General features: G+C 52.6%; 18 protein-coding genes and 3 tRNA genes. 12 read left to right on the top strand and 9 right to left on the bottom strand.

Translation table 11 applies throughout. The features are described 5' to 3' along the window. Nucleotides 1–40 precede the first annotated feature (40 nt). Nucleotides 41–325 carry a YfcZ/YiiS family protein gene (locus ACI2I2_RS11925; RefSeq protein WP_404658097.1) on the bottom strand — a complete coding sequence of 95 codons (285 nt, stop codon included), beginning with the start codon at nucleotides 323–325 and terminating at the stop codon, nucleotides 41–43. A 372-nt stretch (nucleotides 326–697) separates the two neighbouring features. Between ACI2I2_RS11925 and fadL the strand changes: the two genes are divergently transcribed. Then, nucleotides 698–2029 (top strand): long-chain fatty acid transporter FadL, encoded by a 1332-nt coding sequence (gene fadL / locus ACI2I2_RS11930; protein WP_404658098.1) that lies wholly within the window; start codon nucleotides 698–700, stop codon nucleotides 2027–2029. Between the two features lie 62 nt (nucleotides 2030–2091). Here the strand turns inward: fadL and mlaA are convergent, their stop codons facing one another. Then, entirely contained in the window at nucleotides 2092–2847 is a 756-nt protein-coding gene (gene mlaA / locus ACI2I2_RS11935; protein ID WP_404658099.1) for a phospholipid-binding lipoprotein MlaA, read from the bottom strand. A 170-nt stretch (nucleotides 2848–3017) separates the two neighbouring features. On the opposite strand from mlaA, the gene ACI2I2_RS11940 reads away from it, so the two are divergent. The 4 genes from ACI2I2_RS11940 to ypdK all read left to right on the top strand — a co-directional run bounded on the left by ACI2I2_RS11940 (nucleotide 3018) and on the right by ypdK (nucleotide 5627). Further along, complete coding sequence (locus ACI2I2_RS11940; protein WP_404658100.1) at nucleotides 3018–3947, top strand: formate/nitrite transporter family protein; 930 nt, start codon at nucleotides 3018–3020, stop codon at nucleotides 3945–3947. A gap of 80 nt (nucleotides 3948–4027) precedes the next feature. Beyond that, nucleotides 4028–4099: transfer RNA gene (locus ACI2I2_RS11945), tRNA-Arg, on the top strand. Nucleotides 4100–4358: 259 nt separating this feature from the next. Beyond that, nucleotides 4359–5162, top strand: a complete 804-nt coding sequence (locus ACI2I2_RS11950; RefSeq protein ID WP_404658101.1) for a hypothetical protein — start codon at nucleotides 4359–4361, stop codon at nucleotides 5160–5162. A 393-nt stretch (nucleotides 5163–5555) separates the two neighbouring features. Then, nucleotides 5556–5627, top strand: coding sequence for a membrane protein YpdK (gene ypdK / locus ACI2I2_RS11955; protein ID WP_077777854.1), 72 nt, complete (start codon nucleotides 5556–5558; stop codon nucleotides 5625–5627). A gap of 153 nt (nucleotides 5628–5780) precedes the next feature. On the opposite strand, the gene alaC is transcribed toward ypdK, so the two are convergent. After that, a complete protein-coding gene (alaC, locus tag ACI2I2_RS11960) occupies nucleotides 5781–7019 on the bottom strand; it encodes an alanine transaminase (RefSeq protein ID WP_404658102.1) in 1239 nt (412 codons plus the stop codon). A 386-nt stretch (nucleotides 7020–7405) separates the two neighbouring features. Between alaC and ACI2I2_RS11965 the strand changes: the two genes are divergently transcribed. Both ACI2I2_RS11965 and ACI2I2_RS11970 read left to right on the top strand, forming a co-directional pair. Then, the gene (locus tag ACI2I2_RS11965) at nucleotides 7406–9103 is read left to right on the top strand and encodes a LytS/YhcK type 5TM receptor domain-containing protein (protein ID WP_404658103.1); all 1698 of its coding nucleotides are present in this window, start codon (nucleotides 7406–7408) and stop codon (nucleotides 9101–9103) included. Between the two features lie 10 nt (nucleotides 9104–9113). Continuing rightward, entirely contained in the window at nucleotides 9114–9845 is a 732-nt protein-coding gene (locus ACI2I2_RS11970; protein ID WP_404658104.1) for a LytR/AlgR family response regulator transcription factor, read from the top strand. Nucleotides 9846–9928: 83 nt separating this feature from the next. On the opposite strand, the gene glk is transcribed toward ACI2I2_RS11970, so the two are convergent. Then, nucleotides 9929–10894, bottom strand: coding sequence for a glucokinase (gene glk, locus ACI2I2_RS11975; protein ID WP_404658105.1), 966 nt, complete (start codon nucleotides 10892–10894; stop codon nucleotides 9929–9931). A gap of 205 nt (nucleotides 10895–11099) precedes the next feature. Between glk and ACI2I2_RS11980 the strand changes: the two genes are divergently transcribed. Beyond that, on the top strand, nucleotides 11100–12332 hold the full coding sequence (locus ACI2I2_RS11980) for an ion channel protein (protein WP_404658107.1): 1233 nt from the start codon (nucleotides 11100–11102) through the stop codon (nucleotides 12330–12332). Here the strand turns inward: ACI2I2_RS11980 and ACI2I2_RS11985 are convergent. Continuing rightward, the gene (locus ACI2I2_RS11985) at nucleotides 12326–13987 is read right to left on the bottom strand and encodes an alpha-keto acid decarboxylase family protein (RefSeq protein WP_404658108.1); all 1662 of its coding nucleotides are present in this window, start codon (nucleotides 13985–13987) and stop codon (nucleotides 12326–12328) included. The genes ACI2I2_RS11980 and ACI2I2_RS11985 overlap by 7 nt on opposite strands. A gap of 173 nt (nucleotides 13988–14160) precedes the next feature. Between ACI2I2_RS11985 and mgrA the strand changes: the two genes are divergently transcribed. From mgrA to ACI2I2_RS12000, 3 genes are all read left to right on the top strand, one after another. Further along, complete coding sequence (gene mgrA / locus ACI2I2_RS11990; protein WP_404658109.1) at nucleotides 14161–15159, top strand: L-glyceraldehyde 3-phosphate reductase; 999 nt, start codon at nucleotides 14161–14163, stop codon at nucleotides 15157–15159. Nucleotides 15160–15282: 123 nt separating this feature from the next. After that, complete coding sequence (locus ACI2I2_RS11995) at nucleotides 15283–15633, top strand: DUF2502 domain-containing protein (protein ID WP_404658110.1); 351 nt, start codon at nucleotides 15283–15285, stop codon at nucleotides 15631–15633. 146 nt (nucleotides 15634–15779) lie between these two features. Next, the gene (locus ACI2I2_RS12000; RefSeq protein WP_404658111.1) at nucleotides 15780–16052 is read left to right on the top strand and encodes a hypothetical protein; all 273 of its coding nucleotides are present in this window, start codon (nucleotides 15780–15782) and stop codon (nucleotides 16050–16052) included. Nucleotides 16053–16098: 46 nt separating this feature from the next. Here the strand turns inward: ACI2I2_RS12000 and ACI2I2_RS12005 are convergent, their stop codons facing one another. Continuing rightward, on the bottom strand, nucleotides 16099–17337 hold the full coding sequence (locus ACI2I2_RS12005; RefSeq protein ID WP_404658112.1) for an Mn(2+) uptake NRAMP transporter MntH: 1239 nt from the start codon (nucleotides 17335–17337) through the stop codon (nucleotides 16099–16101). 345 nt (nucleotides 17338–17682) lie between these two features. Here ACI2I2_RS12005 and ACI2I2_RS12010 point away from each other — a divergent pair, with 345 nt between their 5' ends. Next, nucleotides 17683–18885, top strand: a complete 1203-nt coding sequence (locus tag ACI2I2_RS12010; protein ID WP_404658113.1) for a NupC/NupG family nucleoside CNT transporter — start codon at nucleotides 17683–17685, stop codon at nucleotides 18883–18885. A gap of 46 nt (nucleotides 18886–18931) precedes the next feature. Here ACI2I2_RS12010 and ACI2I2_RS12015 read toward each other — a convergent pair whose 3' ends face one another. The 3 genes from ACI2I2_RS12015 to ACI2I2_RS12025 form a co-directional block, all read right to left on the bottom strand. Continuing rightward, nucleotides 18932–21112, bottom strand: a complete 2181-nt coding sequence (locus ACI2I2_RS12015) for an EAL domain-containing protein (protein WP_404658114.1) — start codon at nucleotides 21110–21112, stop codon at nucleotides 18932–18934. Nucleotides 21113–21322: 210 nt separating this feature from the next. Beyond that, nucleotides 21323–21398 (bottom strand) — tRNA-Ala (locus ACI2I2_RS12020). A 41-nt stretch (nucleotides 21399–21439) separates the two neighbouring features. Next, nucleotides 21440–21515, bottom strand: a tRNA-Ala gene (locus ACI2I2_RS12025). Between the last annotated feature and the right edge of the window lie 164 nt (nucleotides 21516–21679).

Consider the following 21679-nt stretch of genomic DNA (forward strand, 5'->3'; position numbering starts at 1 on the left):
GCAATGCAGAGGCGTTTGGCAGACTTGAGTCGCGAAGGAATTAACGCAGACCGAGCTGGAAAATCAGGGTTTCCGCTTCGCAGGCGAAAACAAAATCAATATCAAGCTGTACGCCGCCTTCAACGTCTTTAAAGACCGGGGTAATTTCGCACGGCTCAGACTCCACGCCGCGAGCTTTCGCACTCAGTGCAGCCAGAGTTTCCTCTGCTTGCGCGCGGGTTTCGAAAACGCGGCTGTAAGAAGCGGTGCAATCGGTGTTGTCCATGATGGTGCCAACATCCATACAGCAGCAAACCGGGGTTTCATCAGCACTGCATTTACTCATCGTAGATTTCCTCTGTATTCGCACTCAGGGTGCCAGATAAACAATGCGTTTATTTTACGCCCCTGCCCGAAGGGTCTCCAGTCGATATTTTCGCTAAGGGGGAGAAGTGACCGAAATCACAATTAAAAATGATCTAAAACAATTTCCCCCTCGTAAGACACCCCGTGAAGGTCGCAATTTTGCCAAGCGGATCGCGTTTCTTAGATCACAACTGAAAAAACTTATAAACATACTTGCAACATTCTAGCTGGTCAGACCTATACTCTCGGCACTGGTCTGATTTCTCTGACGTAACACAGACCCTACACTTCGCGCTTCTGTTACGGCATGTAACAAATTTTGCATAAAAATAACTCAATTGAGGTTATGGTCATGAGCCAAAAAACCCGTTTTACAAAATCTGCTCTCGCAGTTGCAGTGGCACTTGTTTCTTCTCAAGCCTGGTCCGCCGGGTTCCAGTTAAATGAATTCTCAGCCTCTGGCCTGGGCCGTGCTTATTCCGGTGAAGGCGCTATTGCTGACGATCCGGGTAACGCCAGCCGTAACCCGGCGCTGATCATGATGTACGATCGCCCACAGATGTCTATCGGTGGCGTGTTCATCGACCCGGACGTCAATATCAGTGGGAAATCCCCAACCGGTAAGAGCACCGATGCCGATAACATCGCGCCAACCGCGTGGGTACCAAACTTACACTTCGTCATGCCTATTAACGATCAATTTGGTTTCGGCGCGTCCGTTACCTCTAACTATGGTCTGGCAACCGAATATAACAATGACTACGCAGCAGGCAGTGTAGGCGGTAAAACCGACCTGACCACGGCTAACCTGAACCTGAGTGCAGCCTATCGCCTGAACAGCGCGTGGAGCTTCGGCCTCGGTTTTGATGCGGTCTACGCAAAAGCGAAAATCGAGCGCTATGCGGGCGATCTGGGTCAGATTGTTGCCGGTTCTGGCGCACTGAACTCTAACCCACCGCTGGCAGGTGCCGTAGCGCAGATCCCTGCTGATACACAGATTGCGCGCCTGAAAGGCGACGATTGGGGCTTTGGCTGGAACGCCGGCATCCTTTATGAGCTGGATAAAAACAACCGTTACGGCTTCACCTACCGTTCTGAAGTGAAAGTTGACTTCGACAAAGGCGAATACAAGAGCGACCTGCCGTCCGCTTACAACCAGATCCTCGGCAACTTCGGCCTGCCGATGGGCACCGATGGCCACACCGTCGATGGCTCTCTGACGCTGAACCTGCCTGAAATGTGGGAACTGTCTGGTTATAACAAAGTGGCACCGCAGTGGGCTATCCACTATAGCGCGACCTATACCAGCTGGAGCCAGTTCCAGGAGCTGAAAGCTAACGGCTCTAATGGCCAAACGCTGTTCTATAAAGATGAGAGCTTCAAAGACGCATGGCGTCTGGCGCTGGGTACGACCTACTACTATGACGATAACTGGACCTTCCGTACCGGTATCGCCTTTGATGACAGCCCGGTTCCGGCCGACCACCGCTCTATCTCCATCCCGGATCAGGACCGTCTGTGGCTGAGTGCTGGTGCAACTTACGCGTTTAACCAGGATGCTTCAATCGATGTGGGCGCGTCCTACATGCACGGTCAGAACGTCACCATCGAAGAAGGCCCGTACAAATTCCGTTCTGACGGTAAAGCGTGGCTGTTCGGTTCTAACTTCAACTATCGCTTCTGATAGTCTGATTTCAGACACAAAAAAGGGTGAGCCTGGTGCTCACCCTTTTTCTTTTCCTCGCGTTACTGCGAGTCGATATCTTTCAGATCGCCTTCAATCGCTTTGGCGTTCGGGTTCTCTTCCGCGCTGAGTTTCCCGCCATTGGCGATAAAATCATGCTGCTGGAAGTAAGCTTCACGCACCAGGATGTAAGGGTCAGAAGATTGGCGCAGCAGACCATCAGAGTCCAGAAGCTGAGCTCGGGTTTCAATCCCTTCCACCGCCCATTTGCCGATAGACATCGGCCAGGTCAGCCAGGAAAGCACTGGGTACAGGCCATCCGCCATATCACCCACATCATCACGCACGGTGAAACTGCCATAGAACGGCAACTGCATATAAGGGCCATAGCCGACGCCATAATGCCCCATGGTGCTGCCAAAGCGGTGCGGTGCCACACGCTGCAGTTTCTGATTCGCCATTCCCGCGACATCAATCAAACCGCCCATCCCTAACAAGGTATTAAGGAAGAAACGCGTGAAGTGAACCATCCCCTGATAAGGATCGCCCTGCAGGAACATGTTCACCATGATCGCAGGTTCTTCAAGGTTACTGGTGAAGTTGCCGATCCCGTTTCGCGCAGGCTGTGGAACATAGTCTCTCCAGACGACGGCCACCGGGCGAAGGACATACGGGTCCAGCACATTGAAGTTGAAATCGTACATCGTACGGTTAAAACCTTCGAAGGGGTCCGAACGCCCTTGCGGCTGTTCACCCGTGCTGGCGCATCCCACCAACAATGTCGCGCTCAGCGCAAGCGCAGACAGGCGAAAATTCATAAATATCTCCCTGTAAAGATGGCAATCGCTGCTCTTATGATTTTATACATATATTGAAACAAGCGTATCGCGATTGATGGCATATCCCCAAAATAAGAGTATGCCCTGCACGGTTTCTGATGAAAACCCGCTACGCTTAATCAATCACCAACCAAGACAGGTCTTTCCGCATGGACAATGTAAAAGAAGAGAAAATCACTCGCCATACGGACGAACTGGAAGTCGAAAGTGATGAGAAACGTCAGGGTAAAAAAATAGAAGTGGATGAAGACAGGCTGCCTTCCCGGGCAATGGCGATTCACGAGCATATTCGACAGGACGGCGAGAAAGAACTGGAACGAGACGCGATGGCGCTGCTGTGGTCTGCCATCGCTGCCGGGCTGTCGATGGGCGCCTCACTGTTGGCAAAAGGCATTTTCCACGTTCAGCTTGAAGGCGTACCGGGCGGTTTTCTGCTGGAAAATCTCGGCTACACCTTTGGCTTCGTGATTGTCATCATGGCCCGCCAGCAACTCTTTACAGAAAACACCGTCACCGCCGTGTTGCCGGTGATGCAAAGCCCCACCGCAAGGAATTTTACCCTGTTGATGCGTTTATGGGGCGTTGTGCTGCTCGGCAATATTATTGGCACAGCCGTCGCTGCCTGGGCATTTGAATATATGCCGATTTTCGATGAGCCCACGCGGGATGCGTTTGTGAAAATCGGGATGGACGTGATGAAAAACACTCCCTCAGAAATGTTCGCCAATGCCATTATTTCCGGCTGGATAATCGCCACCATGGTCTGGATGTTCCCGGCTGCCGGTGCTGCGAAAATCGTGGTCATTATTTTGATGACCTGGCTGATTGCGCTGGGCGACACCACTCATATTGTGGTCGGCACTGTGGAGATCCTGTATCTGGTGTTCAGCGGCACCCTGCACTGGCAGGATTTCTTCTGGCCGTTTGCGCTGCCAACCCTTGCGGGCAATATTTGCGGCGGAACCTTTATCTTCGCCTTAATGAGCCATGCGCAAATCCGCAATGATATGAGTAACAAGCGCAAAGCAGAGGCTAAAGCGAAAGCTGAACAAGAGAGTCAAAACGAGGCAGAAAAATAGGGTCAGTGGCGACACTTTAAGCAGTCAGTTGGCTATGTGCTTAACGCACCAGTCAAAAAACGCTATACTCGTGCCGCTTCGTCCCCTTAGTTAAATGGATATAACGAGCCCCTCCTAAGGGCTAGTTGCAGGTTCGATTCCTGCAGGGGACACTTAACTCTTCGTTCCGTTGTGAGAATTCCCTTCTGTTTCGCATGCAACTCTAAGCTCAAAAGCATCCGCTTTATCGACGGTTCCTGACTGAAATTCAAAAACATTTCCCCTATTTTGCCTTTAGCCCACGTCAATAAGGGTGTCTTTTTAAAATCCAAATCTAAACTCAAATTTAAATCTAAACCTCAGGAGTGCCTCATTTCCCAGGGTAGTATCGCGGCCTTTCGCTTGTTTGTTTCACTTTCAGCCTCTGGAAAAATGATGAAAATAAAACCGCTTTCCCTGTTTATTCTCTGCCTGGGAATGGCTCCTGTACTGGCTTCAGCTCAGGCGGGTGTTGTTAAGACCAATAAAGAAAAGTCAGATGATGACCCGACTAAGGTCACCACCAAGGTCGGCGTGGCGTGGTCAGATAACTATGATATGAACGACAGCAACGTCACCTTTTCGGGGTCTTTAGCGCTGGATGAGGCCCGCAAAATCAATGTCAAAGTAAACAGTGATGCGACCGAATGGCGCGTGGGCGGCTCCTGGCTGTTTCCTGTGGGTATCGTGAACTTCAATTTTGGCAAAAACGATTATCCGAATGGGGCCTCACAAACCAACTACTCTGTCGGCACGTTTATCCCCCTGAGTTACTTCGGTATTGAACCAGCCGGTTTCCAGATCTTCCCAATGGCGGGTTATACCTATAACACGGGCGATCATATCGATTGCGACAAAGACGAGAACTCAGCCTGCTCCCAGCCTGGCTTTAATGGCTCCCCTTCCCCGGAAAATGGCTTCCACTCGATGGACACTTCCGGAAGCAGCGGCTATCTGGGGGCCTTTATTCTGAAACCGTTGACGGCAGATCTTCGCCTGTTGAGTTTTCTCGGTGCCTCCTACGGCTCGAAAAATGACGATGGCGATAACTACAAGGGCTACTTCGGCGGTATTGGCCTGGGGTATTCGTTCGATAAGCACAATTCGGTGAGTGGGTTTACCTATATCCAGGATAACAACACTTATCTGGATGAAGCTGAGAAGCGTTTCCAGCTCTCTTACAAATATCAGTTCTAATCCTTCCTGAAAGTCTCATTCAGCTCGCCGCTTCGGTGGGCTGATGATTCCCCTCGCACTAAAAACCCTATAGTTTCAACAGGGTACTACCTCGCTTTTTGAGACTTCCCCGAACGTCGCCAGGAACTGATTTATTCCCCTTTGAAATTATTGTGTCGCCGTTTCACGACAGTTGTAAGTAACTAAAAATTAATAAAAAAATCCTACTTGTCACCCCCATTTTTTAAGCGTACATTAGCGCCGTCTGGAGCACCTGAAGCACAGAATTTTGAGGTGATGCCGAAGAGTAATAAGGGATAAATCCCAATGTTTATTCGAGGCGGTGTCAGCTCTCTATACTCAGTCAGGATATTTTTCATTTGGGCGTGGCAAGGCTACGCGGAGTGATGAGACGTGAAATACTTTTTGATGGGCATCTCTTTTATGGTCATCGTATGGGCCGGTACTTTCGCCCTGATGATTTAGAGCAAGCTTGAGCGTTTGACGAAAAACAGGAGCCGATTTGGCTCCTGTTTGCGTTTCTGGATATAGCGTGTCGGGTGGCGGCTACGCCTGACCCGACCTACGTGATCTGGATTTTGTAGGCCTGTGCAAGCGTAGCGCCGCCAGGCAACAATGTTAATCCGCGCTTTCTGCTTCGGATTTATTACTCGCAGGCAACAGGCCATCTGCACGGAACATCGCTTTGATGCCTCGTACGGCCTGGCGAATGCGATCCCGGTTTTCAATCAGCGCAAAGCGCACGTGGGTATCGCCATAATCGCCAAAACCGATGCCAGGCGATACGCAGACTTTCGCGTCCTGCAGCAATTTCTTCGCAAATTCCAGCGAGCCCATCGCCGCATACTGCTCAGGAATTTTTGCCCAGACGTACATGGATGCTTTTGGCATCTCTACCATCCAGCCCGCTTCATGCAGCCCTTTGACCAGCACATCACGGCGGCGCTTGTATTGCTCGGCGATATCCCGCACGCACTGCTGATCGCCTTCCAGGGCAGCAATTGCCGCAACCTGCAACGGCGTGAACGTCCCGTAATCGTGATAACTTTTGATGCGCGCCAGCGCGTTGACCAACTGCGGATTCCCCACCATAAAGCCGATGCGCCAGCCCGCCATGTTGTAGCTCTTCGACAGGGTGAAAAACTCCACCGCCACGTCTTTAGCGCCGGGCACCTGCATGATTGAAGGCGCTTTCCAGCCGTCATACACGATATCGGCATACGCTAAATCATGCACCACCAGCACGTCATAACGCTTCGCCAGAGCAACAACTTTCTCGAAGAAATCGAGTTCTACGCACTGTGCGGTTGGGTTAGACGGGAAACCGAGGATCATCATTTTCGGTTTTGGATAACTTTCGCGAATCGCACGTTCCAGTTCATTGAAGAAATCAACACCCTCAACCAGCGGAACTGAACGAACCTGCGCCCCGGCGATCACCGCGCCGTAGATATGAATGGGGTAACTTGGGTTCGGCACCAACACGGTATCGCCATGATCGAGAGTCGCCAGCATCAGATGCGCCAGCCCCTCTTTCGAGCCGATCGACACGATCGCTTCTGTTTCAGGGTCGATCTCCACTTCGTACCGATCCTGATACCAACGAGAGATGGCACGACGTAAACGAGGAATACCGCGGGATGTTGAATAGCCGTGTGTATCTGGCCGCTGGGCCACTGTGCAAAGTTTTTCCACAATGTGCTGCGGGGTCGCACCATCCGGGTTACCCATACTGAAGTCGATGATATCTTCACCGCGCCGACGCGCAGCCATCTTCAGTTCAGCCGTGATATTGAAAACATAAGGGGGAAGTCTGTCGATACGGGTAAAACGGCGTTCAGGTTTGAACTCAGCCATAGATTCCTCGGATTACGTTAGCGCCCGGACCGTCCGAGCGACGCTGCCACTTGTGTGGCATGAACACTAAATAACCTGAAAGTTTTCCTGCTGTCGAGAGGCGAAATTAAAAATAACTGGCAAGCTAAAAGAGGAAATGATGACCGGAAGAGTGAAAACTCAGCTTCCCTGATTAGATTATTACGCTCAGACAAAACAACAAATTGATATCATTTACTTTACCAACATTTCCCTCTGAAATGCTTAACCTGCTTAGGATTCAGGAAATCGATAGCAATCCCCTTTTAAAATCGTGGTTTTTCCCTGTTATGCGGATGCAGGATAACTGGCACTCCGCCGTCAGGTTTTTTATCATAGGCCTTTCCCGCGCAATCCACGGCTCTCTCATGCACGAAATTTTCACTATGCTGCTGGCGGTCTTCGACAGAGCCGCCCTGATGCTGATCTGTTTATTCTTCCTCATCCGCATCCGCTTGTTCCGCGAACTGCTGCATAAATCTGCCCACACGCCTAAAGAGCTGCTGGCCGTCACCGCCATCTTCTCGCTGTTTGCCCTGTTCAGCACCTGGTCTGGCGTGCCCGTCGAAGGCTCACTGGTCAACGTGCGTATTATCGCCGTCATGTCCGGCGGGATCTTGTTTGGCCCTTGGGTCGGTGCCATCACCGGGCTCATCGCTGGCACGCACCGTTATCTTATCGATATCGGCGGTGTCACTGCGGTGCCCTGCTTCATTACCAGCATTATCGCCGGGCTGATGTCAGGCTGGATCAACCGCAAAATCCCCAAAGCGCAACACTGGCGAGCGGGTATTCTGGCGGGGATGGTCTGCGAAACGCTAACCATGATCCTCGTTGTCATTTGGGCGCCCACCATGGCGCTGGGCCTCGATATTGTCTCTAAAATTGGCGTGCCGATGATTCTGGGCAGCGTCAGCATTGGGTTTATCGTCCTGCTGGTGCAAAGCGTTGAAAAAGAAAAGGAAGATATGGCCGGACGGCAGGCCAGGCTGGCGCTGGATATTGCCAATAAAACATTGCCGCTGTTTCGCCACGTCAACAGTGAATCTCTGCGACAGGTCTGCGATATCATCCGCCGCGATATCCATGCGGATGCGGTCGCCATTACCGACAACGACAAAGTGCTGGCTTATGTCGGCGTGGGTGAGAAAAATTATAAAGAGAACGATCTGGGGATCAGCCCGCGCACGAAGCAGGCATTACGGGACGGTAAAATCATTATTCGTAATGACGACGAGGCTTATCGCACACCAGAGATCCACTCGCTTCTCATCATTCCGTTATGGGAAAAAGGCATTGTCACCGGCACGCTAAAAATCTATTACTGCCATGCGCACCAGATAACGTCTTCGCTGCAGGAAATGGCGGTAGGCTTATCGCAGATTATCTCGACTCAGCTTGAAGTCTCCCGGGCGGAACAGCTAAGAGAGATGGCAAATAAGGCAGAACTGCGCGCGCTGCAAAGCAAGATTAATCCCCATTTCTTATTCAATGCGCTAAATGCGATTTCTTCGTCGATTCGCCTTAATCCGGACACCGCGCGGCAGCTGATTTTCAACCTCTCACGCTACCTGCGCTATAACATTGAATTAAAGGACGATGAGCAGATTGATATCCGCAAGGAGCTGTACCAAATCAAGGACTATATCGCTATTGAGCAGGCTCGCTTTGGCGACAAGCTGACGGTGATTTACGATATCGATGATGAGGTGAACTGCGTGATCCCAAGCCTGCTGATCCAGCCGTTGGTGGAAAACGCGATCGTCCATGGCATCCAGCCCTGTAAAGGGAAAGGCGTGGTGACACTCAGTATTACCGAAAGTGGAAATCGGGTGCGGATAAGCGTTCGGGACACCGGCAACGGTATCGACCCGGCAGTGATCGCCCGTGTGGAAGCCAATGAAATGCCGGGCAATAAAATTGGCCTGCTTAATGTTCACCACCGGGTGACATTACTGTACGGCGAAGGCCTGCATATCCAGCGTCTGGAGCCTGGCACCGAGATTGCTTTTTACGTGCCAAACCAGCGAGCGCCCGTGACTGCGGCCGTGCCGTTCCAGCTATAAGGAAATCAGGATGAAAGTCATCATTGTTGAAGATGAAGTACTGGCTCAACAGGAACTGACCTGGCTGATTAAAGAGCACAGCCAGATGGAGATTGTGGGTACGTTTGATGACGGGCTGGACGTCCTCAAATTTCTGCAACATCACCGCGTCGATGCCATTTTTCTCGACATCAACATCCCGTCGCTGGATGGCGTGCTGCTGGCGCAGAACATCAGCCAGTTTGCGCATAAGCCGTTTATTGTGTTTATCACCGCGTGGAAAGAGCATGCGGTAGAAGCATTTGAACTGGAAGCTTTCGACTATATTTTGAAGCCGTATCAGGAATCACGCATCGTCAACATGCTGCAAAAGCTGGAAAATGCCTGGCAGTTGCAGTCCGGTGGCAGCAGTTCAGCCAGCCCGCAGCGTGAAAACGATACCATCAACCTGATTCGGGATGAGAAGATTTTCGTCACGTCGATTCACGATATCTATTACGCCGAAGCGCATGAGAAGATGACCTTCGTTTACACCCGAAAAGAGTCCTGGGTGATGCCGATGAACATTACCGAGTTTTGCAGCAAACTGCCCACGGCGCACTTCTTCCGCTGCCACCGTTCCTACTGCGTGAACCTCAGTAAGATCCGTGAAATTGAGCCCTGGTTCAATAACACCTATATCCTTCGCCTGCGCGATCTGGATTTTCAGGTGCCGGTCAGCCGCAGCAAGGTGAAGGAATTTCGCCAATTGATGCACTTGTAAGGGCTTTTGCCCGGTGGCGCTACGCTTAGCGTGCCTACAAAGGGCAGGACTGCGCGAACGAAGTGCCGCCAGGCAAACGAAACTTACAACGTCTGCCCTAACGTCTGGCGCAAATGCGCCCCGGAGCCAAGAAGACCCGGGTTGTCGTGCACAATCAGGAACACGGGAATGTCCTGTACATAAGATTTGAAGCGCCCTTTATCCTCAAAACCGCCACGGAAACCGGAAGATTTAAAGAACTCCAGGAAACGTGGCACGATGCCACCGGCGATATACACGCCACCAAAAGTGCCGAGCGTCAGCGCCAGGTTGCCACCGAAACGCCCAAGGATCACACAGAACAGTGACAGCGCGCGGCGACAGTCGATACAGGTATCTTCCAGCGCACGTTCGGTGACATCTTTTGGCTGCAGATTCTCCGGCAGACGCCCGTCAGATTTTACAATCGCGCGATAGAGATACACCAGCCCCGGCCCGGAAAGCACACGTTCAGCGGAAACGTGCCCCAGTTCAGCTCGCAGCTCTTGCAGGATAATTCCTTCTTCTTCACTGTTTGGCGCGTAATCAACATGACCGCCCTCACCCGGCAAGCTGACCCAGCGTTTATCGACGTGGACCAAATGCGCCACGCCAAGCCCTGTGCCCGCGCCGTAAACAGCGATAGGTTTTCCTTCAACCGGTTCAGTGCCCCCGAACTGGATAAGGTGCTCTTTTTTCAGCATCGGGATAGCCATCGACACGGCAGTAAAATCGTTGATGATTTCCAGGTGCGTGAAACCTAAGTTTTTTCGCATTTCCTCGATGGAAAATGCCCAGGTGTGGTTGGTCATCGCCACCCAGTCGCCGGTAATCGGGCAGGCAATGGCAATACAGCCCTGCTTAACGTCAACCTTTTTTTCGTCGAGATAGACGCGAACGACGGCCTCAAGGCTTGGGTAATCCAGCCCGGAGTAAGTCTTCGCTGCGGAAATTTCACCGGTGGCCAAATCGCACAGCGCCAGTCGTGCATTGGTCCCACCGACATCACCTGTTAATGCAAACTTTGTCATTCTGTAACGGCTCCACTAAAGTCAGAATAAGTCTTTGGCACACTGTAAATTCATGAAGGCCTAACAACAATGACCAACACCGCGACGCCCGTGAATTGTCGATCCCGGTCACATAATAACTTTACCGTTTCAGCATCAATTGCAATGAAGGCTTTGCGGTTAATCGGCAAAGTGTTGCGCGCTAAGAGTTAATAAGGAAATCACTATGCTCCACCCGCGAGCCAGAACCATGCTGATGTTATCGGTTCCCGCCCTGATTATTGGTATCGCCTCCAGTCTGATTTTGGTGGCGGTGATGAAATTTGCCGACCTGCTTCAGCAGATTTTGTGGACTACGCTGCCCACTCAGTTTGGCATTAGCCTGGATTCCAGCGGCTGGGTTATGTTTATGCTGACCGCGACCGGCATCGCGGTCGGTTTGGTGATTCGTTACAGCCCAGGTCACGCAGGCCCGGACCCGTCAACAGAACCGCTGATTGGCGCACCGATCCCACCTTCTGCGCTGCCAGGTTTAATTCTGGCACTGGTTCTGGGCCTGGCGGGCGGTGTGAGTCTCGGCCCTGAGCATCCCATCATGTCGGTGAATATTGCGCTCGCCGTTGCGTTGGGTTCCCGCATTCTGCCGCGTGTCAATAAGCTCGACTGGACGATTCTTGCCGCTTCCGGGACGATTGGGGCTCTGTTTGGCACGCCTGTCGCTGCCGCTCTGATTTTCTCCGGCAGGCTCAACAGCACTGAGGATACTCCGCTGTGGGACCGGCTGTTTGCCCCGCTGCTTGCCGCAGCCTCTGGGGCGCTCACCACCAGCCTGTTTTTCCATCCTCAGTTCTCTCTGCCTATTGCTCATTACGGCCAGATGCATCTGGTCGATATTTTCAGCGGCGCGGTAGTCGCAGCCATTGCAATCGCCGTCGGAATGGTCGCCGTTTGGTGTTTACCTCGGCTGCATGCTCTGTTGCACAAGCTCAAGCATCCGGTGTTGATTTTGGGCATGGGCGGTTTTCTGCTTGGTATCATCGGGGTAATTGGCGGGCACATTACGCTCTTTAAAGGGCTGACCGAAATGCAGCAAATGGCCTTTAGCCAGACGCTCACCGCCTCCGATTATCTGTTTATCGCCCTGATGAAACTGGCCGCCTTGGTGGTCGCCACTTCAGCCGGTTTCCGTGGAGGTCGCATTTTCCCGGCAGTCTTTGTCGCCGTCGCACTTGGGCTGATGCTTCATGCTCATGTCGATGCCGTCCCACTGGCGATTACCGTTTCCTGCGCCATCCTTGGCATGGTGTTGGTGGTGACTCGTGATGGCTGGCTGAGCCTGTTTATGGCCGCCGTCGTCGTGCCAGACACCACGCTGCTCCCGCTGTTATGCATCGTGATGCTGCCCGCCTGGCTGCTGCTGGCGGGCAGACCGGTGATGATGGCGAAGCCGCCTCATTGAGTGTTGTTGCGAGCTTCCAGTGCCTGAGTGACCGCTCTGAGTAGCTCAGGGATTTCCTGTTTCGGCAGCACGACCTCCACAAAGGCTAAGTGCTGCCGCTGAGAAGCCAGCTCCAGCACTTCACGAAGCTGTACTGTTTGCGTTACCCGCCAGCTTTGCGCCTGACATTCAAGACTCAGCGCCTGTGGAAGCTGCGTCCAGTTCCACAGCGCGATATCGTTGTAGCGCTGCTCCGGCCCATGTATCGCTCTTTCAACCGTGTACCCTTCGTTATTGAGCAATAAAATGAGCGGCCGCTGCCCATCCCGAAGCATCGACCCAAGCTCTTGCGCAGTCAACTGCGCTGCGCCGTCACCAATCACCAGCACCACTCGCCTGTCAGGCGCGGCGGTTTGTGCGCCAAAGGCCGCCGGGAAGGTATAGCCAATCGATCCCCATAACGGTTGTACGAGGAGTGAGGCATCAGACGGAAGCACCAGCGAAGCCGCCCCAAATGCCGCCGTTCCCTGATCGGCAAGCACTATATCACCGGGCTGTAGCGCCTCCTGAAGCGTCTGCCAGAAACTGCTTTGAGTCAGCGTACCGTTGGTTTTCACAGGCGTGACACGCGCACGGGATTCAGGCATCAACCAGTTGGCACTAAACTCTTCGCCCAGGCTTTTTAACACCTCAACCGTCTGCTGCATGGGCAACCCGCTAAACCAACGAGTGCCTACACGTGCGGAAAACGGCTGAAGTTCGATTGTTTTTTCCACCGCCAGGTGATGTGTGAAGCCTGCGGTGATGGTGTCAGTGAAACGCGTGCCGATGCATAACGTGACGTCGGCGTCTTCAATCGCGGCACGAGCGCTTTCATCACTGGCGGCCCCGCTGTAAGTGCCCACAAACCCCTGTTGATGTTCATCCAGCAGCCCTTTGCCCATCAGCAGCGTGGCGAAAGCGATGGGCTGCGAAGCGACCCACTCTCTGAGGCAAGACTGCAAACCATTACGTTGAGCCAGAAAATCAGCCAGCATCGCCACACGCTTAGCGGGTTGCAATACTGCTCGGGCTGCCTCAGAAAACGCCTTCAGTGCTCCCTCATCGACTGGCGCTGGCAAAAGTGTGAGAGCGTTTACAGGCTTGCTGGCCGGGCATTTCGCCACATCGGCAGGCAGCATCAGGTAGGCCGGACGGTGCTCCGTGAGCATTTCCCTCAGTACCCGGTCAATTTCCTGACAGGCATTGCTGGCGGTGAGCTTTGCCTGGGCCACGCTGATGGGGCGGCTCATCTCATAAAAATGATCGAACTCACCGTCGCCCAATGTGTGGTGCAACAATTCCCCACGCTGTTGGCTGCCGGTTCCTGGCGCTCCCACAATATGTAAAACAGGCACATATTCGGCGAAGCTCCCCGCTACGCCGTTAAGCGCGCTGAGCTCACCGACACCATAGGTCGTTAGCAATACGCCTGCCCCGTGGACTCTGGCATAACCGTCGGCGGCATAGGCGGCGTTCAGTTCATTTGCGCATCCGACCCAACACAAAGAAGGGTGACTGATAACATGATCGAGAAACTGTAAGTTGTAATCCCCCGGCACGCCAAACATGTGGTCAATACCGCATCCGGCAAGACGATCCACCAGATAATCAGCAATAGTGTATTGAGATTGCATAGCCAACTTCCTTTCGCCGCATAGATATTCTGAGTATTAGAGATGCGCGCTGGCTGTCCAGAAGCATAAGAATTTCATAGTGGAAAGCAGAATTTACAGCGTTGGGGAGTATACGTCGGCGAGTGCATAGATTAGTGTAAACGTATACACACTCACCCCTGTTGGAGGTTTTGATGGTTTATCAGGCAAACCCAGAGCGTTATAAAACAATGGAATACCGACGCTGTGGCCAGAGTGGACTGAAGCTCCCGGCCATTTCATTAGGCCTGTGGCATAACTTTGGCGACGCAACGTTGGTGGAAACCAGCCGCCAGTTGCTGCGCCACGCTTTTGATCTCGGGGTAACCCATTTCGACCTCGCGAATAACTATGGCCCACCGCCAGGTTCGGCTGAGAGCAATTTTGGGCGTATTTTGCGAGAGGACTTTCTGCCGTACCGCGATGAACTGATCATCTCCAGCAAAGCAGGCTACACCATGTGGGATGGCCCTTACGGCGATTGGGGTTCACGCAAATATCTCATTGCGAGCCTCGATCAAAGCCTGAAACGCATGGGGCTGGAGTATGTCGACATTTTCTATCACCACCGCCCGGACCCGGAAACGCCGCTGATTGAAACGATGCGTGCGTTAGACCATGTGGTGCGCCAGGGGAAAGCGCTGTACGTCGGGCTTTCCAATTACCCGGCCGACCGCGCGCGTGAAGCACTGGCGATTTTGCAGGATCTCGGCACGCCTTGCCTTATCCATCAACCAAAATACTCCATGTTCGAACGCTGGGTAGAAGACGGCCTGCTCACCCTACTGCAAGAACAAGGCGTGGGCTCGATTGCCTTTTCACCTCTGGCAGGCGGGCAGTTAACCGACCGCTATCTCAATGGCATTCCAGCAGATTCTCGTGCCGCCAGCGGCAGCCAGTTCCTGAAACCGGATCAACTGACCAACGCGAAAATCGCGAAAATTCGCCAGTTGAATGACATCGCGCTAAGCCGTGGGCAAAAGCTGTCACAGATGGCGCTGGCCTGGGTGTTACGTGACGACAAAGTGACGTCGGTGCTGATTGGTGCCAGTAAAACAGCGCAACTTGATGACGCCGTTGGCATGCTCAAACAGCGCCAGTTTACGCCGCAGGAGTGCGCCGCCATTGATGCTATCCTGAATAGCGCAAATTAAAACCACTTTTAGCAAAAAGTGCTGTGACCTGGCATTTAGGAGTTGCTCCAATCTTACAGGGTTGTAACGCCCCGTAAGATTACGTTAACAGGCCCACCGAGGCTTCGAACGTAGGAGAAAGAAATGTTCAGGTCACTGATTCTGGCTGCGATACTTCTGGCAAGCGCCCCACTAGTGGCGAATGCAGGCGAACTCACTCTGCTGCCGTCTGTGAAATTACAGATTGGCGATCAGGATAATTACGGTAACTACTGGGACGGCGGTCGCTGGCGTGACCACGATTACTGGCGTCGCAATTACGAATGGCGCGATGCTCGCTGGCATCGTCATGATAACGGCTGGCACCGCGGCTGGGATAAACGCAAGGCCTATGAGCGCGGCTATCGCGAAGGCTGGAACGACCGCGACGATCATCGCGGCGGCTGGGGTCGTGGCCCAGGCCGGGGCGATCATGGGCACGGACATCGTCATTAAGCTTCAATATGAATTCAAAAAGCAGCCGATTGGCTGCTTTTTTTATGCCTGTTTCAGGGAATTTTCCCTTACAGATTTAATTTCACTCAGCGTTGTGCCGTTCTGATTCAGAGAAACATTGTGGGTTCTGGTCAGGATTAGCGGCAATGAAAATAGACAACAACACAGCAGCAATACAGCACGGGTATACCGTTTGGTCCCCGGATAATAAAAACAGCAGAAAGCATCTCGGTTATGAACAATACAGTGGCACAGAGTGCCAACAAACCGGACAGTGGCAAGCCTCGTTATACGCCACTCAGGTCGTCGTCAGCGTGCAAAAAGGCACGGTAATGCCCTACCACAAAGCTCAGGCTGTCAGATGGAAACTCATTGATTACGGGGTCGATGAAAAATTACTGGAAAAGAGTCAGTCTTAACGAATCCCCCTTGCGCAGGCATCACACCTTTTCGCAAGGGGGTGTTTTACAATCCCAGTAACGTGCCCACCAGCAGCCAGCCATTCAGCGAGACCACCAGCACCACGATTATCCAACCCGCCCGTTTCACCCACAGCGTGTTCACCAGGTCGCCCATCAGCTTTTTATCACTGGTGAACCGCAACAACGGCACCAGCGCCAGCGCAATCCCGAAGCTCAGCAGCACCTGGCTCATCACCAGAATACGCGTGGGGTCGAGCCCCATCAGAATGACAATAAACGACGGCAGCATGGTGACTACCCGGCGGAACCACAGCGGAATGTGGAAGCGGATAAACCCTTGCATCACCACCTGCCCGGCAAGCGTTCCCACCACCGTTGAGGAAAGGCCGGCGGCAATCAGGCTCAGGCCGAAAATGGTCGCCGCCGCGTGATTCAGCAATGGTTCAAGCGTCAGATAGGCTTCATCAAGATCGGCCACACCGGTGTGACCGTTGAAATGGAAAGCAGCCGCGGCGGTTGCCATCATCGCCAGGTTCACAAAACCTGCGATAGTCATGGCAATCGCCACATCCCACCGGGTCGCGTTATAACGTTCCTGCCGCGTACCGTCGTGCAAATGCTGTGTCAGCGAAGAATGGAGGTAGATTACGTGCGGCATAATGGTAGCACCCAACACCCCGGCGGCCAGGAAAACAGCTTCGGAATTAGGCAGCGAAGGCAACACCATCCCTTTCGCAAGTGGTGCTAACGCGGGCTGGGAAAAGACAAGCTCGACAATATAGGCCGCAGCGACAAACAGCAGCAGCCCGCCAATCACTTTTTCCAGCGGCTTTTGCCCCCGGCGTTGCAGCATCAGGATCAGGAAGGTGGCAATCCCGGTCAGCACTGCGCCCTGAAGGAGCGAAATCCCCAGGATCAGTTTGAAACCAATCGCTGCGCCAATGAATTCCGCCAGATCGGTCGCCATCGCGATGATCTCGGCCTGGACCCAGTAAAACCAGACCAGAGGACGCGGATAGTGATCGCGGATTTGCTCTGCCAGGTTTTTGCCCGTGGCAATACCGAGTTTGGCGGAGAGCACCTGAATCAGCATCGCCATCAGGTTCGCCCAGACGACAACCCACAGCAGCTGATAGCCGAAACTGGCCCCGGCCTGAATGTTGGTGGCAAAGTTGCCCGGGTCGATATACCCGATGGCGGCAATAAACGCAGGCCCCATTAATGCAAACCGCATCTTGCGCGCTGCGCGACTGCTGCTACTCTCAACGCGACTGTTTGTCATTTTCTGCCTCTGAAATATAGCCTTTGCTATGTTTCATGCTATCAAAATGAGAATGATTATCAAGTTCATTTAGTGAGGTGATAATGATTTCTCTGATAGACAGAAACGATAGCCGTGTCCAGCCATGTTTGCGGGTAGGTGGAGCGCCGGGTTGCCCCTTAGTCAGACTAGTACAAAAAGGTAACTTTTAACACCTTTACATAACATAACAGAAATGTCTGATGGATCACCTTTTTTGAGATTGCTCACAGCTTCTGATTATAGTGCGGCATAGATCTCGTTTTCTTTTATCTTGTTGCATAGAATGTGCACGGAAATTTAACCTGCCTCATATTTGGAGCAAATATGGACCGCGTTCTACACTTTGTCCTCGCGCTTGCTGTGGTTGCGATTCTGGCATTGCTGGTCAGCCATGACCGTAAACAGATTCGCATTCGCTATGTTGTTCAACTACTTGTCATTGAAGTCCTGCTGGCCTGGTTCTTCCTGAACTCAGATATCGGCCTCGGATTTGTGAAAGGATTCTCCGAGATGTTCGAAAAACTTCTCGGTTTCGCCAATGAAGGGACAAATTTCGTCTTCGGTAAAATGAACGATGAAGGCCTGGCATTCTTCTTCCTGAAAGTGCTTTGCCCTATCGTGTTCATCTCTGCACTGATCGGTATTCTGCAGCATATCCGTATTCTGCCGATTGTTATCCGTGCTATCGGTACCGTGCTCTCCAAAGTCAACGGTATGGGTAAACTGGAGTCATTCAACGCGGTAAGCTCCCTGATCCTCGGTCAGTCTGAAAACTTCATCGCCTACAAAGATATTCTCGGCAAGATGTCCCGCAACCGCATGTACACCATGGCGGCCACAGCGATGTCTACCGTGTCGATGTCTATCGTTGGCGCTTACATGACGATGCTGGACCCGAAATATGTGGTTGCTGCGCTGGTTCTGAACATGTTCAGCACCTTTATCGTCCTGTCCATCATTAACCCGTATCGCGTTGAGCAGAGCGAAGAGAACCTGCAGATGTCTAATCTGCATGAAGGTCAGAGCTTCTTTGAAATGCTGGGTGAATACATCCTGGCAGGCTTTAAAGTGGCAATTATCGTCTCAGCGATGCTGATCGGCTTCATCGCACTGATTGCTGCTCTGAATGCCCTCTTCGCGACCGTAACTGGCTGGTTCGGCCACAGCATCTCCTTCCAGGGGATTCTGGGCTACATCTTCTGGCCAGTGGCCTGGGTGATGGGTGTTCCTGCTGCTGAAGCGCTGCAGGTCGGCAGTATCATGGCCACCAAAATGGTCTCCAACGAATTCGTTGCGATGATGGATCTGCAGAAAATCGCCAGCACGCTTTCTCCACGCGCAGAAGGCATCCTGTCCATCTTCCTGGTGTCCTTCGCCAACTTCTCTTCCATCGGTATCATCGCCGGTGCGATTAAAGGTCTGAACGAAGAACAAGGCAACGTGGTTTCTCGCTTCGGCCTGAAACTGGTCTACGGTTCTACGCTGGTGAGCGTGCTTTCAGCGTCTATCGCCGCACTGGTTCTGTAAGCCAGGCAGATGTGAAAAAGCCGGGAGTGGATAGCTCCCGGCTTTTTTATTTTGCCAGCTCACTGAGCGGGCGAGGTTTACCAATCAAATAGCCCTGTAGATAATCCACACCCAGTCGGTACAACAACTCGCGCTGCGCTTCCGTTTCAACGTACTCCGCGACCAACGTTAACTTCTTCACCTGAGCCAATTCGCAAATAGATTTGACGATCATCTCATCCACCACGTCCGTGGTGATGTTACGCACGAAACTGCCGTCGATTTTAACGATATCCGCCTCAAGACGCTTCAGCCGCTCGTAGTTCGCGTAACCCGTGCCAAAATCATCAATCGCTATCTGGCAACCAAATTCCCGCAGACGCTGAATGTTCAGCACGCTGTTTTCGGAACCGGCAAACGCCTGCTGCTCGGTTATCTCGATAGTCACATTTTGCGGCGAAATGGCGTATTGGGCGAAGAGGTCGATAATCTTGTTGGCACTCTCTTTTTGCATCAGCGTGAACGGCATCAGGTTCACGGAAAAATGCTCCCCCGGTAACTCTTGCATCGCTTTGAATAGCGTCTCAACCACCAGCAGGTCAAAGCGTTTGCTCAGGTTGAATTGCGCAATAATGGGGATGAATTTATCCGGGGTCACTAACTGCCCGTCAAAACGCATACGCGCCAGGATCTCGTGGTAGCGATCGCCCTGCTCGTTGACGATCGGCTGAGCAAAGAGCTCAATTTCCCCTTCTGCCAGCGCCTTTTTGACCCGGCTGAGCTGCATCACGCGTTCGGTGGTGTTGTCAGATACCGTCGCCAGACTGTTATTCAACGCCAACACGCGGCGAGCCGCACACGCTTGTTCCGACAACCAGCTGAGCTGACCCAGCGTGTGGTGTAAAGCTTCACCCTCACCTTCAATCACGCCCCAGGCCGCACCAAACTCCACATCCAGAGAATCGCCTTGCCAGCTGAATCTATGGTTGTTCAGGAAATCGACTATCGAAGAGAGTCTCGCCGCGGTTTCTGCGCCCTGCAGCACTAACAACAGTTCACTGCCCGGGAGCTGGAAGAGTTTCTCGCCCTGGCACAATAAAGGCTGCAGTTCGCGGGTCACGCTGCGCTTGCAATGCACTCGCATCATCATGCCGTAATGGCGGCTTAAAAATTCCAGATTATCCATTCTCAGGCAACAAACACTCACCTGTGGATGCGCAGCCAAATAGTGTTCAAAAGCGCGCAAATTCGGTAGGCCGGTCAGCGGGTCCTGATTGGCCTGAGTGTGCAGCTTTTGTTTTATCGCATCACTTCGGCCATAGATTTGCGCGATGTAGAGCATGCAAACGGTGAAGGAAATAAGCACCGAAAGCACAAAGGAGAACGCATATTCGGTGCTCACGCCCTGCAGGAAATTGCGGTTATACACCACGAGGAAAAACGCACTGATGCCCCACAAGAGGCTGATCAGCGGATAGCTGAAGCGATTAATGGCGACGAAGAACAGAATGAAGATCAGCGGGACGAGATAACCGGCGATGTATCGCGATTCAAACGGCGCACACAGTATCAACAGGAAAGCTATCAGCCCAAGCAGCCAGGAAAGCGTGAATAACCACTTCCGGTGACGAAACGCCGGGGCGATATTCCGCCGCCAAAACTTTTTGGCATAGCGCGGGTTGAGGATCATTCGTAGCGGATAGTAAAACAGCATAGTGAAGATCAGCGCCGAACAGATCAGGCTCTGAATATCGACAATGCTGTAAATAACTGAAGAAGAACTAAAGAATCCTGCCACTGACAGCGGGAAATCAAAGAAACGCCCGGCAAGATACATCGTGCCTTTCAGCGCAAAGGGAGCAAAAAAACAGCCCCAAAAAATACGCGCGCCCATGTTCTTATTCGGCAAGCCAAACCGCCAGCGCTTGCCCAACAGCCAGCGCAGAATGCCGCAGGACACAAACACCGCAAACAGCTGACAAAATAGCAGCACGCCGCCCTGCAGCCACGGCAACGGGAGCAGCCAGGCATTGGTCAGCGCGAAGCCGACGATCAGCGCAAGAATGGCATGGCGTCCAAACAACAGGAGCATCGACAGCATGACGCTTATCGGCAGCCAGGCGAGATAAATCGCGTGACCGTCGATTTGCGTAACGGGAGAAAGGAAGCGTGCAATAGGAATAGCAAACAGGCTAAGGCTCAGCGCCAGCACAAATTTTTTCACTGCGGGAGGGAGTGTTAACGTCATTTTATCAGAGCAATATTCCGGCTGGCACAATACTTTTACCCGCGAAATAGTATGTTTTTTAATCGCGCGAAGCAAGTAAAGGCGGAGCGAAAAATCCTAAACTTACTGGGGTTTTTCACAGCCTAATATTGACTGACAAAATTCGCGATATTCTGACGAAACGGGAAGGCTAAAAAGCAAAAACCCCCGCCGAGGCGAGGGTTTGAATGTTGGTGGAGCTAAGCGGGATCGAACCGCTGACCTCTTGCATGCCATGCAAGCGCTCTCCCAGCTGAGCTATAGCCCCACAATGTTGTTTACGTTCCAAACTCTGATGGGTGCAGAATTTGGTGGAGCTAAGCGGGATCGAACCGCTGACCTCTTGCATGCCATGCAAGCGCTCTCCCAGCTGAGCTATAGCCCCGTAACGTAAAGCGTGTCGTGTTGACGGGCGGCATAATATGAATTCCCTTGCCAGGTGTCAACGGCAAAATAGTCTCCCCTCTTTCAATCGATGAAAAAGCATGCAACTAAATGACATTGCGAGGCTTCTCGCATTCATGAGTTAAACCCGTCACGTTTTCAACT

Source organism: Scandinavium sp. NPDC088450 (assembly GCF_044900545.1).
Lineage (GTDB): Bacteria > Pseudomonadota > Gammaproteobacteria > Enterobacterales > Enterobacteriaceae > Scandinavium.